Origin of the sequence: Streptomyces sp. NPDC051909, assembly GCF_040681095.1 — a bacterium.
In the GTDB taxonomy this organism is placed as follows: Bacteria; Actinomycetota; Actinomycetes; order Streptomycetales; family Streptomycetaceae; genus Streptomyces.
In genome coordinates, this window is sequence record NZ_JBFAYA010000008.1 from 17211 (window position 1) to 31734 (window position 14524).

Below are 14524 nucleotides of genomic sequence, written 5' to 3' on the forward strand. Positions count from 1 at the left end.
TGCTCTCTCCCCCCCGATCCCCGTAAGCAAGGAGCACGACCATGTCCACCACCTCGATCGCCCGCCGCGCCACCGCCGCAGCGCTGGGGCTGACCGCCGCCCTCGTCCTCGCCGCGTGCGGCAACCCTTCCGACGGCGGTACGACCGAGGTCGCGGCCACGTCGGGCGGCACGGTGAAGATCAACCTGAGCCCCGACCAGAACCGCGTCACCACCGGAAAAGTCGACTCCATAGCCGCCGAGGTCCCGGAGGAGATCCGCAGGCGAGGCACCCTGGAGATCGTCGACTCCTCCGGCTCGGCGGCGCCCCTGACCTTCCACGCCACCGACAACAAGACCGTCATCGGCGTCGAGCCCGACCTCGCCTACCTGGTCGCCGACGTGCTCGGCCTGAAGCCGCACATCAACACGGTCTCCTGGGAGAACATCTTCGTCGGCCTGGACAGCGCCAAGTACGACGTCGGCTTCAGCAACATCACCGTCACCGAGGAGCGCAAGGAGAAGTACGACTTCGCCACCTACCGCGAGGACAACCTGGGCTTCGAGGCGAAGAAGGGCAGCGGTCTGAAGATCACCGGGCCCGAGGACGTCGCGGGCCGGACCGTCGCCGTGAGCAGCGGCACCAACCAGGAGAAGCTGCTCGTCGAGTGGAGCAGGGAGAACGAGAAGGCCGGCCGCAAGCCGGTGGACATCAAGTACTACCAGAACGACAGCGACACCTACCTCGCCCTCCAGTCCGGCCGCATCGACCTCTACCTCGGCCCCAACCCGACCGCCGCCTACCACGCGGCCACCACCGGGAGGACGGAGGTGGTCGGCACGTACTCCGGCGCGGGCGCCACCCTCCAGGGCCTCATCGCGGCCACCACCAAGAAGGACAGCGGCCTGGCCGAGCCGCTTGCCGACGCGCTCAATGAGGTCATCAAGAACGGCACATACGCGCAGGTGCTCAAGCGCTGGGGCCTGTCCGACGAGGCCGTGTCCACGTCCCAGATCAACCCGCCCGGCCTGCCCAAGACCAACAAGTAGCCGTCGCGGGAAGCGGGGCCGCGGCACGCCGCGATACGCCGCGGTACGCGGCCCCGCACCCGTCCCACGCCACGTCTCACGCTCTCGAAGGGTCCGCCATGGCCACCGTCCTGTCCGTCTCCGGAAGCCCCTCCGCCACCTCCCGTACCGCCCGGCCGCTGCGTCATCTGGACCGGCGGCTCACGGCCCAGGGCCACGAGGTGATCCCCCTGGACGTCCGTACCGTCCCCGCCGGACGAGCAGCCTGACGGTCTTCAGCCTCGCAGCGCCGGCTGAGGTCTTGACGACGGTCGAAGGGCGCCGGACACTCGCTCACAGAATCCCTAGTGGATGGGTGGGAAAAATGGAGTGTCCGGAGTCGCCCGCCAACCGCGTGGCGCGCGCGGGTCGCCCGCCGCTCCTGCTGACCTCCCGCCGCCACATCGATCTCCTACGTGTCTGCAGCGCGGCGAGTTCTCGGCGCTGAACCGCCGGGTCCCACCGGCACCGCAACCCGCCGCGTCACGGGCGCGCGCCGATACCGCCGTGTGCCCGTCATCCCCCGTGCGCCGCCGCAGCCGCACCTCTGCGCACCTGAAGCCGGACCTGGACACCCAGGGAGACACATGCCCGCCGCACACACGCCCACCGCGCTGACCCTCCCCTCCGTGCCGTCGTTCCGGGGCAGGATCGGCTGTGACGAGAGCAGCGGCTACTACGCCGTGCCGCGCCGTTACCGCCTCCATCTCACGCCGTCCTGCCCCCACTGTCTGCGGATCGCCATCACCCACAGTCTGCTCGGCCTGGATGAGGCCGTCCCCGTGGTGCTGCTTCCTGCCGTGCCCGACGCACCCGGGGGCGGATACTCCGCTCTGCGCCCGCTGTACGAGGCCGGTTCGCACAGGTACAAGGGACCCGCTGCCGCACCGGTGTTGAGCGACACCTGGACGGGGCGGATCGTCAGCACGCACACCCCGGACATCCTGAGCGACCTGGCCCGGCGCCTCTCCGGTGACGCCCCCGACGGGCCCGTGCTGTACCCGCACGGTGCGGAGGCCGAGATCGAGGCCGTCGAGCACCTCTGCGCGTACCGGATCGACCGAGCCGCACAGCACGCCGGCCAGGCCGGTGCCGACGCCACCGCGCGTCGGACCGCCCTCGGTTCCCTGCTGCGGACCCTGGTCTCACTGGAATGGCGGCTCGCCGACCAGGAGTTCCTGCTCGGCGACGAACCGACCGCCGGCGACGTGTGGTTGTGGGTGTCCCTGGTCCAGCTCGACACCGTGCACCGCCTGCATCTGGACGCCGCCGCGGTGCACGCCGTGGCCGACCATCCGCATCTGTGGTCCTACGCACGGAGACTGGCCGCCCACCCCGCCTTCGGCCGGCACCTCGATCTCGACGGCATCGCCCGCAGGCACCATGCCCACTGCAGGGGACTGGAGGCCGCGGGGGCGGCCGTGCAGATTCTGGACTGGGCGGCTCACATCGCGGGCGGGGGCGCCGTACGGCACTGCCCGCCCGGCACGGAGAAGGAGGATCCGGACGGTTTCATGGAGCCGAAACACGCCCTCCACCTTCGTCCGTCCAGCTCCGCCTAGGCTGCGAGGACATGGGGACTTGCCGTGCCGCAGCGTGCCGGAGCGTGCGGCAGGCCCCGGCCCGAGCAGGACGACCAACCGGAAGAGCGGAGGTGACGGTGTCTTACCCCGTCTTCCCCGATTCCCGTGTACTCGTCCCGGCTGCCCCGGTTCTCGTCGCGCGCGGCTGCGTCCGCCTGTACTCCCGCGCCCACATCGATCTGCGACGGGTGGCCGGCGCCCTCTGTCGTTCCTGACCTGTTCCCCGCCATCGGACCCTCCGTACGAGGGCCGATGACCCATACGGTCGACCAGGAAGGCCCCCTTCTCGTGCCCGCACATCCCCCTCTTCATCTCGCCGTGGCGCTGGACGGCACCGGCTGGCACCCCGCCGCGTGGCGTGAGCCGGACGCCCGGCCCCACGACCTGTTCACCGCCCGCTACTGGGCCGACCTCGTGGCCGAGGCCGAACACGGCCTGCTCGACTTCGTGACGTTCGAGGACGGGCTCGGGCCGCAGTCCTCGCACCCCACGGAGCCGGACGGGCGTACGGACCAGGTCCGGGGCCGACTGGACGCCGTGCTCGTCGCCGCCCGGATCGCACCGCTGACCCGGCACATAGGGCTCGTACCGACGGTGGTGGCCACGCACACCGAGCCGTTCCACATCTCCAAGGCGATCGCCACCCTGGACTACGTCAGCACCGGCCGCGCGGGCCTGCGCGTCCAGGTGACGGCACGGCGGAACGAGGCCGCGCACTTCGGCCGCCGTACCTTCCCGCCCCTCCGCATCGAGGACCGGGACACCCCGGCCGGCCGGGACCTGGCCGTCGAACTCTTCGAGGAGGCCGCCGAACACATCGAGGTGGTGCGCCGTCTGTGGGACAGCTGGGAGGACGACGCGGAGATCCGTGACGTCGCCACCGGACGCTTCATCGACCGCGACAAGCTGCACCACATCGACTTCGAGGGCAGGCACTTCAGCGTCAAGGGCCCCTCGATCACCCCTCGGCCCCCGCAGGGCCAGCCCCTTGTCAGCGCGCTCGCGCACGACAGCGTGCCGTACCGACTGGTGGGCCGTTCCGCCGACATCGGGTACGTCACCCCGCACGACACCGACCACGCCAGGGCCATCGTCGCCGAGATCCGTGCCGCCCAGGCCGCCGCAGGGCGGGCGGAGGAGCGGCTGCACGTCTTCGGCGACCTGGTCGTGTTCCTGGACGACGAGCCCGCGGCAGCGAAGTACCACAAGGCTCGCCTGGACGACGTGGCGGGCTACGCCTACATCAGCGACGCCAAGGTGTTCACGGGCACGCCCGGGCAACTGGCGGACCATCTCCTGGAGTTGAGCCGAGCCGGTCTGACCGGCTTCCGACTGCGCCCCGGAGTGATCGGCCACGACCTGGAACAGATCACCCGGGGCCTGGTGCCCGAACTCCAACGCCGGGGCGCCTTCCGGCACGCCTACGAGGCGGACACCCTCCGGGGGCTGCTCGGGCTCACCCGCCCCGCGAACCGCTACGCCGCCGCCGTCTGAGCCGCAGGAGCCGTACCACCATGACCGACCCGACCACGGGCAAGCCCCTGAAGCAGATCCATCTCGCGGCCCACTTCCCCGGCGTCAACAACACCACCGTGTGGAGCGACCCGCGGGCAGGCAGCCACATCGAGTTCAGCTCGTTCGCGCACTTCGCGCGGACCGCCGAACGCGCGAAGTTCGACTTCCTCTTCCTCGCCGAGGGACTGCGACTGCGCGAACAGGGCGGCCGGATATACGACCTGGACGTGGTGGGACGGCCCGACACCTTCACCGTCCTGTCCGCGCTCGCCGCCGTCACCGAACGCCTCGGCCTGACCGGCACCATCAACTCCACCTTCAACGAGCCCTACGAGGTGGCCCGCCAGTTCGCCAGCCTGGACCATCTCTCCGACGGACGCGCCGCCTGGAACGTCGTCACCTCCTGGGACGCCTTCACCGGCGAGAACTTCCGGCGCGGCGGCTTCCTCCCGGAGGACCAGCGCTACTCCAGGGCCAGGGAGTTCCTGTCCACCGCCACCGAGTTGTTCGACTCCTGGCACGGCGACGAGCTCGTCACCGACCGGGAGTCCGGCGTCTTCGTGACGGACGCGCAAGCCGGAGCCTTCGTCCACCAGGGACAGCACTTCGACATCGCCGGCCGGTTCAACGTCCCGCGCAGCCCACAGGGCCGTCCGGTGATCTTCCAGGCCGGCGACTCCGAAGAGGGCCGCGAGTTCGCCGCCGCGGACGCCGACGCCATCTTCAGCCGGCACAGCACCCTGGAGGCCGGCCGGGCCTTCTACACCGACGTCAAGGGACGCCTGGCCCGCCACGGTCGCACCCCCGACCAGCTGCTCATCCTGCCCGCGGCGACCTTCGTACTCGGCGACACCGACGCCGAGGCACAGGAACTGGCCCGAGAGGTACGACGCCGGCAGGTCAGCGGCCAGACGGCGATCGCGTACCTCGAACAGGTATGGAACCGGGACCTGTCCGCCTACGACCCGGACGGCCCGCTCCCGGACATCGACCCGGACCCCGGCGAGCACACCGTCGCCCGCGGCCGGGCGAGCGTCCGGTCGTTCCGCGACCCACTCGCCGTCGCCAGGAGATGGCGCGAGCGCGCCGCGGCCGACAACCTGTCGATCCGCGAGCTGGTCATCGAGACCACCGGCCGACAGTCGTTCATCGGCTCACCGGCCACCGTCGCCGAGACCATCGACGACTTCGTCCAGACGGACGCCGCCGACGGCTTCATCCTGGTCCCGCACCTCACCCCCGGCGGCCTCGACGAGTTCGCCGACACCGTCGTCCCGCTGCTCCAGGAACGTGGTGTGTTCCGCCACGACTACACGGGCACCACGCTCCGGGACCACCTCGGCCTGGCGCACCCCGACGCCCGCGCGCAGGCGGCGGCCGAGTCCCGGCGGGTGGCGTCGTGAAGTTCTACGACGCGACATCCCCGACCCGCCGTTCCTCTGGGCCCCGGTCACCGCGGCGCCCGCACCCACCGACCGCTGAGGAGCACCACCCGACCATGTCCGGCATCCCCCTCGGAGTCCTCGACCTCGTCCCGGTCCCGTCCGGCGCCACCGCCGCCGAGGCACTGCGCAACACGATCGACCTGGCCCGGCAGACCGAGCGTTTCGGCTACACCCGCTACTGGTTCGCCGAGCACCACCTCAACCCGGGTGTGGCCGGCGCCTCTCCCGCCGTCGTACTGGCCCTGACCGCCTCCGCGACGTCCACCATGAGGATCGGCTCCGGTGCTGTACTGCTCGGTCACCGCACGGCCCTGTCCACCGTCGAGGAGTTCGGACTGATCGACGCCCTGCACCCCGGGCGACTCGACCTGGGCCTCGGCCGCTCGGGCGGCCGCCCCTCCGGACAGACGGCGAAATCGCGCCCGACCACGACCCCCGTCGTCGACGGCCACGCGCCCAACGGCCTGAAGATCCCGCCCCGGTTCTCCTTCGAGCACCTGATCGCCTCCCCCCGCTTCCGGCTCCAGCAGCAGCTCCTGCACCAGCCCGGCGCCCGCCCCCAGGACTACGGCGAGCAGGTCGACGACATCCTCGCCCTCCTGCGCGGCGACTACCGCTCGGCGGACGGGACCGAGGCGCACGCGGTCCCCGGCGAGGGCGCGGAGGTGGAGGTATGGATCCTCGGCAGCAGCGGCGGTCAGAGCGCCGACGTCGCCGGCCGGAACGGGCTGCGCTTCGCCGCGAACTACCACGTCAGCCCCGCCACCGTACTGGAGGCGGCCGACGGCTACCGCGCCGCGTTCCAGCCCTCCGACCACCTCGACAAGCCCTACGTCAGCGTCTCCGCCGACGTCGTGGTCGCCGAGGACGACGAGACCGCCCGCGAACTCGCCACCGGCTACGGCCCGTGGGTGCGCAGCATCCGCACCGCCGAGGGCGCCATCCCCTTCCCGACCCCGGACGAGGCCCACGCCCGCACCTGGACCGAAGAGGACCGCGCCCTCGTCGCCGATCGTGTCGACACCCAGTTCGTCGGCTCACCCGGTCGGGTCGCGGACCAACTCGAACAACTGCAACAGGCCACCGGCGCCGATGAACTGATCATCACCACCATCACCCACGACCACGCCGACCGGGTCCGCTCCTACCGACTTCTGGCAGAGGAGTGGCAACGCCGATGAGTCGATCGGGGGCGGTGGAGAGCCACTCGTGGCCCTCGTGGTCGCGCTGCACAGCCTGGCCAGACGGCCCGGAGTGCGCGGGGCCGCGGCTTCAGGCCGCCTGCTCGTGTTCGCAGGCGTCCTCGAAGCCGTACGTCTCCCAGGCCGGGAAGTCGTCGTCGACGGGGACGGCCTCGCCGGGTGCCATCAGGCAGGCGTCGAGGGTCGCGCGGAGGGCGTCGGCGCGCAGTCCGGTGCCGATGAAGACCAGTTCCTGGCCCTGCGTGGTCTCCGGGCCGCGGGCGCCGGACGGTTCGAACCGGGCGACGGCGCCGGCCTGGGACCACAGTCCGGTCACCCGGGGCCGGCTGGCGATCCAGAAGAACCCCTTCGAGCGCAGGACCCGCCCGTACGTGCCGCTGTCCAGGCCCTTGGTGACGAAGGTCCACAGGCGCCCGGGGTGGAAGGGAAGGTCGGAGCGGAACACGAGCGAGGAGATGCCGTACTCCTCGGTCTCCGGTACGTGGTCGCCGTTGAGCTCCTTCACCCAGCCCGGGGCCTGCTGGGCCTTCTCCACGTCGAACAGGCCGGTTCCCAGGATGTGTTCGAGGGGGACCTGGCCACGTACGGCGGGGACGATCCGGGCCTCCGGGTTGAGCCGGGACAGCGCGGCGCGGAGCCGGCGCGCCTCTTCGGGGTCGACGAGGTCGAGCTTGTTGAGCACGATGACGTCGGCGAACTCGACCTGGTCCACGAGGAGATCGCTGACGGTGCGTTCGTCGTCCTCGTACTGATCGAGGCCCCGTGCGACGAGTTCGTCGCCGTGGTCGAGTTCCGCCAGGAAGTCCGCGGCGTCCACGACCGTCACCATCGTGTCCAGGCGGGCGAGGTCGCCGAGGGTGGCCCCGTCGTCCCGGGGGAAGGAGAACGTCGCGGCCACCGGCATGGGCTCGGAGATGCCGCTGGACTCGATGAGCAGGTAGTCGAACCGGCCCTCGCGGGCCAGCCGGTCGACCTCTTCGAGGAGGTCGTCGCGCAGGGTGCAGCAGATGCACCCGTTGGTCATCTCGACCAGCCGCTCCTCGGTGCGGGACAGGGCCGCCTCGCCGCCGCGCACGAGCGCGGCGTCGATGTTGACCTCGCTCATGTCGTTCACGATGACGGCGACCCGCAGCCCTTCGCGGTTGCCGAGCACATGGTTGAGCAGCGTGGTCTTCCCGGCCCCGAGGAACCCGGAGAGAACCGTGACCGGCAGTCGGTCGGTGGACGCCATGAGCGGTCAGCCCTCCGGCTGGATGAGGCCGCGCTCGTACGCCTTCACCAGTCGCTGCGGGACCTGGTACACGACGCCGTCGACGGTGACCGGCACCAGCTGGGGCGTGGTGGCCTTCCACTGGGCGCGGCGGTGACGGGTGTTGCTGCGGGACATCTTCCGCTTGGGGACGGCCATCGTGAGACTCCTCGGTTCGGTTCCGACCCGCGGAGGCTATATGAAAATGGATTCCATTCTCAAGCTGATCCTTTGCGGCCGCCGCGAGGCCGGCCTCAGGCCACGTCGGATCCGGGCAACGGGATTTCGAAGTGCACGGTGCCGACACCGGGACCGTGTTCTCCCGTGGTGCGGGCGTCGAAGATCTCCTTGGCCATGCTGCGCCAGAACGCCTCCGCGCCCTCGATGTCGACGTTGGTGTGCAGGTAGATGCTGTCGTACCCGGGGGTCCGCGCGACGAAGGCGCAGGCATGGTCCACGAGGGTGCGGGCCAGGCCGTGCCGCCGGTGCTCCGGGCGTACGTAGACCCGGACGAGTTGCGCGGTGGTGCCCGAGGGGTAGCGCTCGGCGAGCCGGCGCGGGTGCGGCGGGTGAGCCGGTCCTGCCGAGCGGACGCCGGTGGTGGCCACCACCTCGCCACCGTGCACGGCGACCAGCAGCAGGTGGCGCGGATCGTCCAGGTAGGTGGTCTCGATCTCGACGACGTCGCGGTGCCACGCGGGCACGTAGCCGTAGCCGAAGTCCCGGTAGAAGGTGTCGAGCATGACCCGGCGAGCGCCGTCGACATCGGCCCGCCCGGCGGGGCGCACCGTGTAGGGCGTGTGCGGGCGGTGGTTCATCGGGGCCTCCTGGGGTGCGTGGTGTGTCTCGCTTGCGGAGAAGTCGCTCTCCGTCAGATGACAATGAAAACGATTGTCGATAAGGTCCCTCTCGGTCAAGCGAGCGCGCCCTGACCGGCGCTGCCTCCGCGACCGCATCGCACCTCAACCGCGCCGTGAGAAGGGCAAGTCGTGGCTCATCTGCTGATGGTCGAGAGCTGGGTAGGGTCTATGAGCAGGCTGCTGCCAAGGGCCATTCGCGAGGCCGGCCACGAGTTCACCTTCCTGACCCGAGACCTGCACCACTACCTGCGCTCCGCCCCGGAGGGCACCGCACACCCCCTCCTCGCGGCCCGCCATGTGCTCACCGCGGAGACCAACGACACCGACGCGCTGCTGCCCTTCGTCGAGCGCGCCCACGAGGTCCTGCGCTTCGACGGAGTGGTCACCTCCTGCGACTACTACCTCAGGACGGCCGCACGGATCGCGGGGCGCCTCGGCCTGCCCGGCCCCACGCCCGAGGCGGTCGAGAACGCCTGCCGCAAGGACGCGACCCGCCGGGTCCTGGCCGAAGCCGGGCTGCCGGGACCGCGGTTCGCCGTGTGCGCGGACTGGGCCGAGACCGCCGCCGCGGCCCACGACCTCGGCTACCCGCTGGTCTTCAAGCCCGTGGACCTGTGCGCCGGGATGTTCGTCCGCCGCGTCGACGACGACGCCGCGCTGGCGGACGCCTACCGCGCGCTCGCCGCGTTCCCCGTCAACGCCCGAGGACAGCGCCGCGACCCCGTGGTGCTGCTCGAAGAACTCCTCGACGGCCCGGAGGTGAGCGTCGAGACCGTGTCGTACGACGGGACCGTGCACGTCGTCGGCGTCACCGACAAGAGCGTCGGCGGGGCCCCCGCGTTCGTCGAGACCGGCCACATGTTCCCCGCCGCCCTGGACCCGGCGGACACCGTAGCTGCCGAGGAGACCGCGCGCCGGGCGCTCAAGGCGCTCGGACTCGACGGCGTCGTCGCCCACACCGAGATCAAGCTGACGGCCGACGGGCCGCGCCTGGTCGAGGTGAACCCCCGGCCCGCCGGCAACCGCATCACCGAGCTCGTACGGCATGTCACCGGCATCGACCTCGCCGCCGCCTGCGTGGACGTCGCCCTCGGCCGCGCACCGGACCTGCGCCGTCGCGCCACCGGACTGACCAGCGCCGCCATCGGCTTCCTGGTGCCGGACGAGGACGGCGTGCTGGAGGCCGTCGACGGCGCCGACGCGGTGCGCGCCGCGGACGGCCTGCTCGAACTGCAACTCGCCGATCCCGGCAGGGCCGTCAAGGCCGCCGGCAGCAACAACGAGTACCTCGGCCACGTCATGGCGGGCGATACGCGGGGCCCGGCCGCCCGGGCTCGCGTCGAAGACCTCCTCGCCCAGCTCCGTCCCCAGGTGGTGACCCGATGACCGCCCTGACCGAACTGCCCCTCGCGGCCTCCTCGTACGACGAGCTCGTCGAGCGCGTACTGGCCGGCGGCTTCGGGCCCGATCCGCGCACCCGGCGGATCTCGGTGGCCTTCACCACCCGCCAGGCGGTACGCCACGAAGGGCGCGGCTCCGGCTATCGCAACGAAGTGCTCAGCCTGCGCCTCGCCGAAGCCGTGGGGTCCTGCGCGGTCGAGCCGGGAGAGCTTCCCGACGGCGCCGTCGAGGACTGCGTCGGCGCCGACGTCGCCCGGCTCCTGGCGCACGAGCTGCTTCCGGTCCGGGTCGCCGCCCTCGACGCGTACCTCCTGCACACCCTGCCGCACGGTCCGGAGAACGGCGCGCGGCCCTGCCCGCTGTCCGCCGGCACGTCGCTGGAGAAGTCCCGGGCCAGGGCCAGGGCCGTGGTGGAGCTGGTCGACGCCGCGCCCGGAGCGACCGTGCTCGTCGTCGGCGTGGTCAACTCCCTCCTGGAGGCCCTGCGGGCGCGCGGACTCGCGTACATCCCCTGCGACCTCAAGGGCGGCACGACCGAGTGGGGCGAGCCGGTCCGCACCGACGCCCTGGCGGAGCTGGAACGCTGCGACGCGGTGCTCGCCTCCGGCATGACCCTCGGCAATGGCAGCTTCGAGCCGCTGCGCCGGCGCGCGCAACTGCGCGGCATCCCCCTGGTGATGTTCGCGCAGACCGGCAGCGCGGTCCTGCCGCGCCTGATCGGCTCCGGCGTCAGCGCGGTGTGTGCGGAGCCGTATCCCTTCTTCTGGCTGGACGGCGGCCCGGGGACCATCCACTGCTACGGAGGCGCCCGGTGACCACGGCCGTCCTCGGCTCCGCGCGCGTCGCGGGAGACCGGGAGCTCCTCGCCCTGCTCGGCCGTACTCCGCTCGCCCGCGTCTCGGTCGATCTGCCGTACCCGCAGCCGGGCTTCTGGGCGAAGCTCGAAGGGCTCGGCGTCGGCGGTATGAAGGCACGTGCCGCCGTCTCCATGCTCCTTGGCGCCGAGGAGCGCGGCGAACTGCGGCCGGGCGCCCCCGTGGTGGAGTCCACCTCCGGGACGCTCGGCATCGGGCTGGCCTTCGCCGGGCAGGCCCTCGGCCACCCGGTCGTGCTGGTCGGCGACATCGAGCTGGAGCCCTCGATGCGGCAGCTGCTGCGCGCGTACGGCGTTCGCCTGGAGCTGGTCGACCGCCCGGCGGCCGAGGGCGGCTGGCAGGCCGCGCGGCTCGCCCGACTGGGCGAAGTGCTCGCGCTGCTCCCGGACGCGTACTGGCCCGACCAGTACAACAACCCGGACAACACGGCGGGTTACGCCTCCCTGGCTGCCGAGCTGGCCACCCAGCTCGACCATCTCGACGTGCTCGTGTGCAGCGTCGGAACCGGCGGTCACAGCGCCGGGATCAGCGGCGCGCTGCGGCGTCACTGGCCCGGCCTGCGGCTCATCGGCGTGGACGCCACCGGCTCCACCATCTTCGGCCAGCCCGCCAGGCCGCGCCTCATGCGCGGCCTCGGCAGCAGCATCCATCCGCGCAACGTCGCCTACGACGCCTTCGACGAGGTCCACTGGGTCGGCCCCGCCGAGGCCGTCGACGCCTGCCGCCGACTGGCTCGCTCCGCTTTCGTCAGCGGCGGCTGGAGCACCGGCGCCGTCGCCCGCGTCGCCGCCTGGGCCGCCCGCGTCCACCCCGGTGCCGTCGTCGCCACCGTCTTCCCCGACGGCCCCCAGCGCTACCTCGACAGCGTCTTCGACGACGAGTTCACCACCGCCCACGGCGTCGACCCGGCCACCGCCGCCACCCGCCCCGTCGAGATCCCGTACCCCCAGGCCGTGGAGGCCACCGGCTGGGCCCGGTGCCGCACCGTCACCGATCCGCTCGCCACACCCCCGGAAGAGAACACGTGAAGGCCAGTCAGCGCACCGTACGCCTCGAACTCACCGAGCCACTGCGCATCTCCCGCTCCACGATGGCGGCCCGTGAGGCCGTCTGGCTCACCATCGAGCACGAAGGGCAGCGCGGCCACGGAGAGGCCGTCACCAGCGTGTACTACGGACTCGACACCGAGACCCTGGGACGTCTGCTGTACGCGGAATCCGAAGGTCTGGCCCGTTTCGGCGATCCAGAGACCGCCCTGGAGACATTCCGAAGCAGGAGAGGGGAGGCCACCGCTCCGCCGGCCGTGGCCGCGGCCGTGGAGTCCGCGCTGCTCGACCTCGTGGGCAAGCGCGCGGGCGTCCCGGTCCACCGGCTCCTGGGCGCCCACGGAGCCGAGCCTTCCGCCGCGACCGCCCGCACCATCGGCATCACCGCGCCGGAGCGGGCCGGGGCGCAGGCGGCCCGCCTCGCACGGGACGGGTTCTCGGTCCTCAAGCTCAAGGCCGGCGCCCCCGACCCCGCCGACGACCTGGCCCGCGTACGGGCCGTCCGTGCCGCCGCCCCCCACACCCGGCTGCTGCTCGACCCCAATGGAGCGTGGACCGTTCAGGAGTCGGAGCGACTGCTCCCGCTCCTCTGCGAGCTGGGCGTCGAGGCCGTCGAGCAGCCGCTGGCTCCCGGCGATCCCGAGGCGCTGGCGAAGCTCGCGGAGCGCTCGCCGCTCCCCGTGATCGCCGACGAGGACGCGGTGGACGTCGAGGACGCCCGGCGGCTGGCCGGACGCGTCCAGGGGATCAACGTCAAGCTGGCCAAGTGTGGGGGCGTCAGCGCCGCCCTCCGCATCGCCGAAGTGATCGCGGGCACCGGGACCGAGCTGATGCTCGGCTGCCTGACCGCGAGCACGCTGGGCATCGCTCCCGCCGTCCATCTCGCCGACCGCGCCCGGTGGATCGACCTCGACGGGCATCTGCTGCTCGCCCACGACCCGTGGACGGGCATCGGCGGCGGCGACGGCACCGTACGGGCGAGTCGGAGCCCGGGCCTCGGCGTACGGGAGCGCGGTGACGCGGAGGCCCTGGCGTGAAGACCTGGCACGAGATACGCGGCTTCCCGCTCGCCCTCCGGCTTCTCCTGGTGAACCAGTTCGGCGTCAACACCGGCTTCTACCTGCTCGTCCCGTACCTCGCCCTGCATCTGACCGAGGACCTGGGGATGTCGGCGGCCGTCGTCGGGATCGTGCTCGGCGTGCGCAACCTCAGCCAGCAAGGGCTGTTCCTCATCGGCGGCACGGCCTCGGACCGGCTCGGAGCGCGCGGCGTCATCATCACCGGATGCGCCCTGCGCGCCGTCGGCTTCGGGCTCTTCGCACTCGGCGACGGACTCCCCGTGTTCCTCGCCGCATCCCTGCTCAGCGGTCTGGCCGGGGCGCTGTTCAACCCGGCCGTGCGGGCCTACCTCGCCCTGGAGGCGGGGGAGCGAAGGGCCGAGGCGTTCGCCCTGTTCAACGTCTTCGCCACCGCCGGCGCCCTGCTCGGACCGCTGCTCGGAAGCGCCCTGCTGCTCGTCGACTTCCGCGCCTCCGCGCTCACCGCGGCCGGGATCTTCGCCGTGCTCACCCTCGCTCAGGCCCTGGTGTTGCCGGTCCGTCAGATCGAGCCGACCGGGAACAGCGTCCTCGCCGACTGGCGCGAGGCGGTCGGCAACCGGGGCTTCGTCGCCTTCGCCCTGGTCCTGGTCGGCCTGTTCACCCTGCAGAACCAGCTGTACCTGCTGCTGCCCGACGGCGCGCGGCGGGCCACCGGCTGGGAAGGCGCCGCCGGGCTCGTCTTCCTCGTCGGCACCGTCGCCGGCCTCTCGCTCCAGCTGCGCATCACCACCGCCCTCAAGGAGCGGGGCAGCAGGGCACGTTGGATCGGCGCCGGGCTCGCGCTCATGGGACTCTCCTTCGTCCCGCCGATGACCGTGTCGGGGTACGGCGCTCCCCCCGACGGCCTCGCGGACGCGACGCTGCGCGCGCTGCCGGTCCTGGCCGGCGCCCTGATGCTCTACCTGGGCGTGATGCTGGCCCAGCCGTTCGTGATGGAACTGATCCCCGGCTTCGGCCGGACCGAACTCACCGGCACGTACTTCGGCCTGTTCCACGTCGTCTCCGGTGTCGCCGCCGCCGTCGGCAACACGCTCGTCGGCTGGGCCATGGACACCGGTGTGCGCACGGACACGCCGTGGCTGCCGTGGGCGTGCTGCCTGGCCTTCGGGCTCGCCTCCGCCGCCGGTGTCGCCTGGCTGCACCGCCACCGGGTCCTTCCCGCCCGCCCCGCATCCGTGCCGGCGACCGTTTGAGGAGCGTGC

General features: G+C 72.0%; 13 protein-coding genes and 1 pseudogene. 11 read left to right on the forward strand and 3 right to left on the reverse strand.

The window, feature by feature from the left end:
• The first annotated feature begins 41 nt into the window (after positions 1 to 41).
• The 6 genes and pseudogenes from AB0M18_RS14685 to AB0M18_RS14710 all read left to right on the forward strand — a co-directional run bounded on the left by AB0M18_RS14685 (position 42) and on the right by AB0M18_RS14710 (position 6770).
• A complete protein-coding gene (locus tag AB0M18_RS14685; protein WP_365757680.1) occupies positions 42 to 1028 on the forward strand; it encodes an ABC transporter substrate-binding protein in 987 nt (328 codons plus the stop codon).
• Positions 1029 to 1126: 98 nt separating this feature from the next.
• Positions 1127 to 1261, forward strand: a pseudogene (locus AB0M18_RS14690) (FMN reductase (NADPH)); the annotation flags it as partial.
• Between the two features lie 372 nt (positions 1262 to 1633).
• A complete protein-coding gene (locus AB0M18_RS14695; protein ID WP_365757682.1) occupies positions 1634 to 2608 on the forward strand; it encodes a glutathione S-transferase C-terminal domain-containing protein in 975 nt (324 codons plus the stop codon).
• Between the two features lie 309 nt (positions 2609 to 2917).
• Positions 2918 to 4123, forward strand: a complete 1206-nt coding sequence (locus AB0M18_RS14700) for an LLM class flavin-dependent oxidoreductase (protein ID WP_365757684.1) — start codon at positions 2918 to 2920, stop codon at positions 4121 to 4123.
• A gap of 20 nt (positions 4124 to 4143) precedes the next feature.
• Positions 4144 to 5547: an NtaA/DmoA family FMN-dependent monooxygenase gene (locus tag AB0M18_RS14705; protein WP_365757686.1), complete on the forward strand. Its 1404-nt coding sequence runs from the start codon at positions 4144 to 4146 to the stop codon at positions 5545 to 5547.
• Positions 5548 to 5642: 95 nt separating this feature from the next.
• Positions 5643 to 6770, forward strand: coding sequence for an MsnO8 family LLM class oxidoreductase (locus AB0M18_RS14710; RefSeq protein WP_365757688.1), 1128 nt, complete (start codon positions 5643 to 5645; stop codon positions 6768 to 6770).
• 91 nt (positions 6771 to 6861) lie between these two features.
• On the opposite strand, the gene AB0M18_RS14715 is transcribed toward AB0M18_RS14710, so the two are convergent.
• The 3 genes from AB0M18_RS14715 to AB0M18_RS14725 form a co-directional block, all read right to left on the reverse strand.
• Positions 6862 to 8022 (reverse strand): GTP-binding protein, encoded by a 1161-nt coding sequence (locus AB0M18_RS14715; protein WP_365757690.1) that lies wholly within the window; start codon positions 8020 to 8022, stop codon positions 6862 to 6864.
• Positions 8023 to 8028: 6 nt separating this feature from the next.
• Positions 8029 to 8199 (reverse strand): 50S ribosomal protein L32, encoded by a 171-nt coding sequence (gene rpmF, locus AB0M18_RS14720; RefSeq protein ID WP_344642506.1) that lies wholly within the window; start codon positions 8197 to 8199, stop codon positions 8029 to 8031.
• Between the two features lie 95 nt (positions 8200 to 8294).
• Positions 8295 to 8858 carry a GNAT family N-acetyltransferase gene (locus tag AB0M18_RS14725; protein ID WP_365757693.1) on the reverse strand — a complete coding sequence of 188 codons (564 nt, stop codon included), beginning with the start codon at positions 8856 to 8858 and terminating at the stop codon, positions 8295 to 8297.
• A gap of 171 nt (positions 8859 to 9029) precedes the next feature.
• On the opposite strand from AB0M18_RS14725, the gene AB0M18_RS14730 reads away from it, so the two are divergent.
• Genes AB0M18_RS14730 through AB0M18_RS14750 form a run of 5 tightly spaced genes read left to right on the forward strand, consistent with a single transcriptional unit; the run spans position 9030 to position 14515 of the window.
• A complete protein-coding gene (locus tag AB0M18_RS14730; RefSeq protein WP_365757695.1) occupies positions 9030 to 10286 on the forward strand; it encodes an ATP-grasp domain-containing protein in 1257 nt (418 codons plus the stop codon).
• On the forward strand, positions 10283 to 11116 hold the full coding sequence (locus tag AB0M18_RS14735; RefSeq protein WP_365757697.1) for a DUF364 domain-containing protein: 834 nt from the start codon (positions 10283 to 10285) through the stop codon (positions 11114 to 11116). The genes AB0M18_RS14730 and AB0M18_RS14735 overlap by 4 nt, the downstream gene beginning before the upstream one ends.
• Entirely contained in the window at positions 11113 to 12204 is a 1092-nt protein-coding gene (locus tag AB0M18_RS14740; protein WP_365757699.1) for a cysteine synthase family protein, read from the forward strand. The genes AB0M18_RS14735 and AB0M18_RS14740 overlap by 4 nt, the downstream gene beginning before the upstream one ends.
• Entirely contained in the window at positions 12201 to 13259 is a 1059-nt protein-coding gene (locus AB0M18_RS14745) for an enolase C-terminal domain-like protein (RefSeq protein ID WP_365757701.1), read from the forward strand. Before AB0M18_RS14740 ends, AB0M18_RS14745 begins: the two co-directional genes overlap by 4 nt.
• Positions 13256 to 14515 carry an MFS transporter gene (locus tag AB0M18_RS14750; protein ID WP_365757703.1) on the forward strand — a complete coding sequence of 420 codons (1260 nt, stop codon included), beginning with the start codon at positions 13256 to 13258 and terminating at the stop codon, positions 14513 to 14515. Before AB0M18_RS14745 ends, AB0M18_RS14750 begins: the two co-directional genes overlap by 4 nt.
• Positions 14516 to 14524 lie beyond the last annotated feature (9 nt).

Coding starts and splice junctions, on each gene's coding strand:
- AB0M18_RS14705 (WP_365757686.1), top strand. CDS start 4,144: ATGACCGACCCGACCACGGGCAAGCCCCTGAAGCAGATCCATCTCGCG.
- AB0M18_RS14710 (WP_365757688.1), top strand. CDS start 5,643: ATGTCCGGCATCCCCCTCGGAGTCCTCGACCTCGTCCCGGTCCCGTCC.
- AB0M18_RS14715 (WP_365757690.1), bottom strand. CDS start 8,022: ATGGCGTCCACCGACCGACTGCCGGTCACGGTTCTCTCCGGGTTCCTC.
- AB0M18_RS14695 (WP_365757682.1), top strand. CDS start 1,634: ATGCCCGCCGCACACACGCCCACCGCGCTGACCCTCCCCTCCGTGCCG.
- AB0M18_RS14725 (WP_365757693.1), bottom strand. CDS start 8,858: ATGAACCACCGCCCGCACACGCCCTACACGGTGCGCCCCGCCGGGCGG.
- AB0M18_RS14685 (WP_365757680.1), top strand. CDS start 42: ATGTCCACCACCTCGATCGCCCGCCGCGCCACCGCCGCAGCGCTGGGG.
- rpmF (WP_344642506.1), bottom strand. CDS start 8,199: ATGGCCGTCCCCAAGCGGAAGATGTCCCGCAGCAACACCCGTCACCGC.
- AB0M18_RS14735 (WP_365757697.1), top strand. CDS start 10,283: ATGACCGCCCTGACCGAACTGCCCCTCGCGGCCTCCTCGTACGACGAG.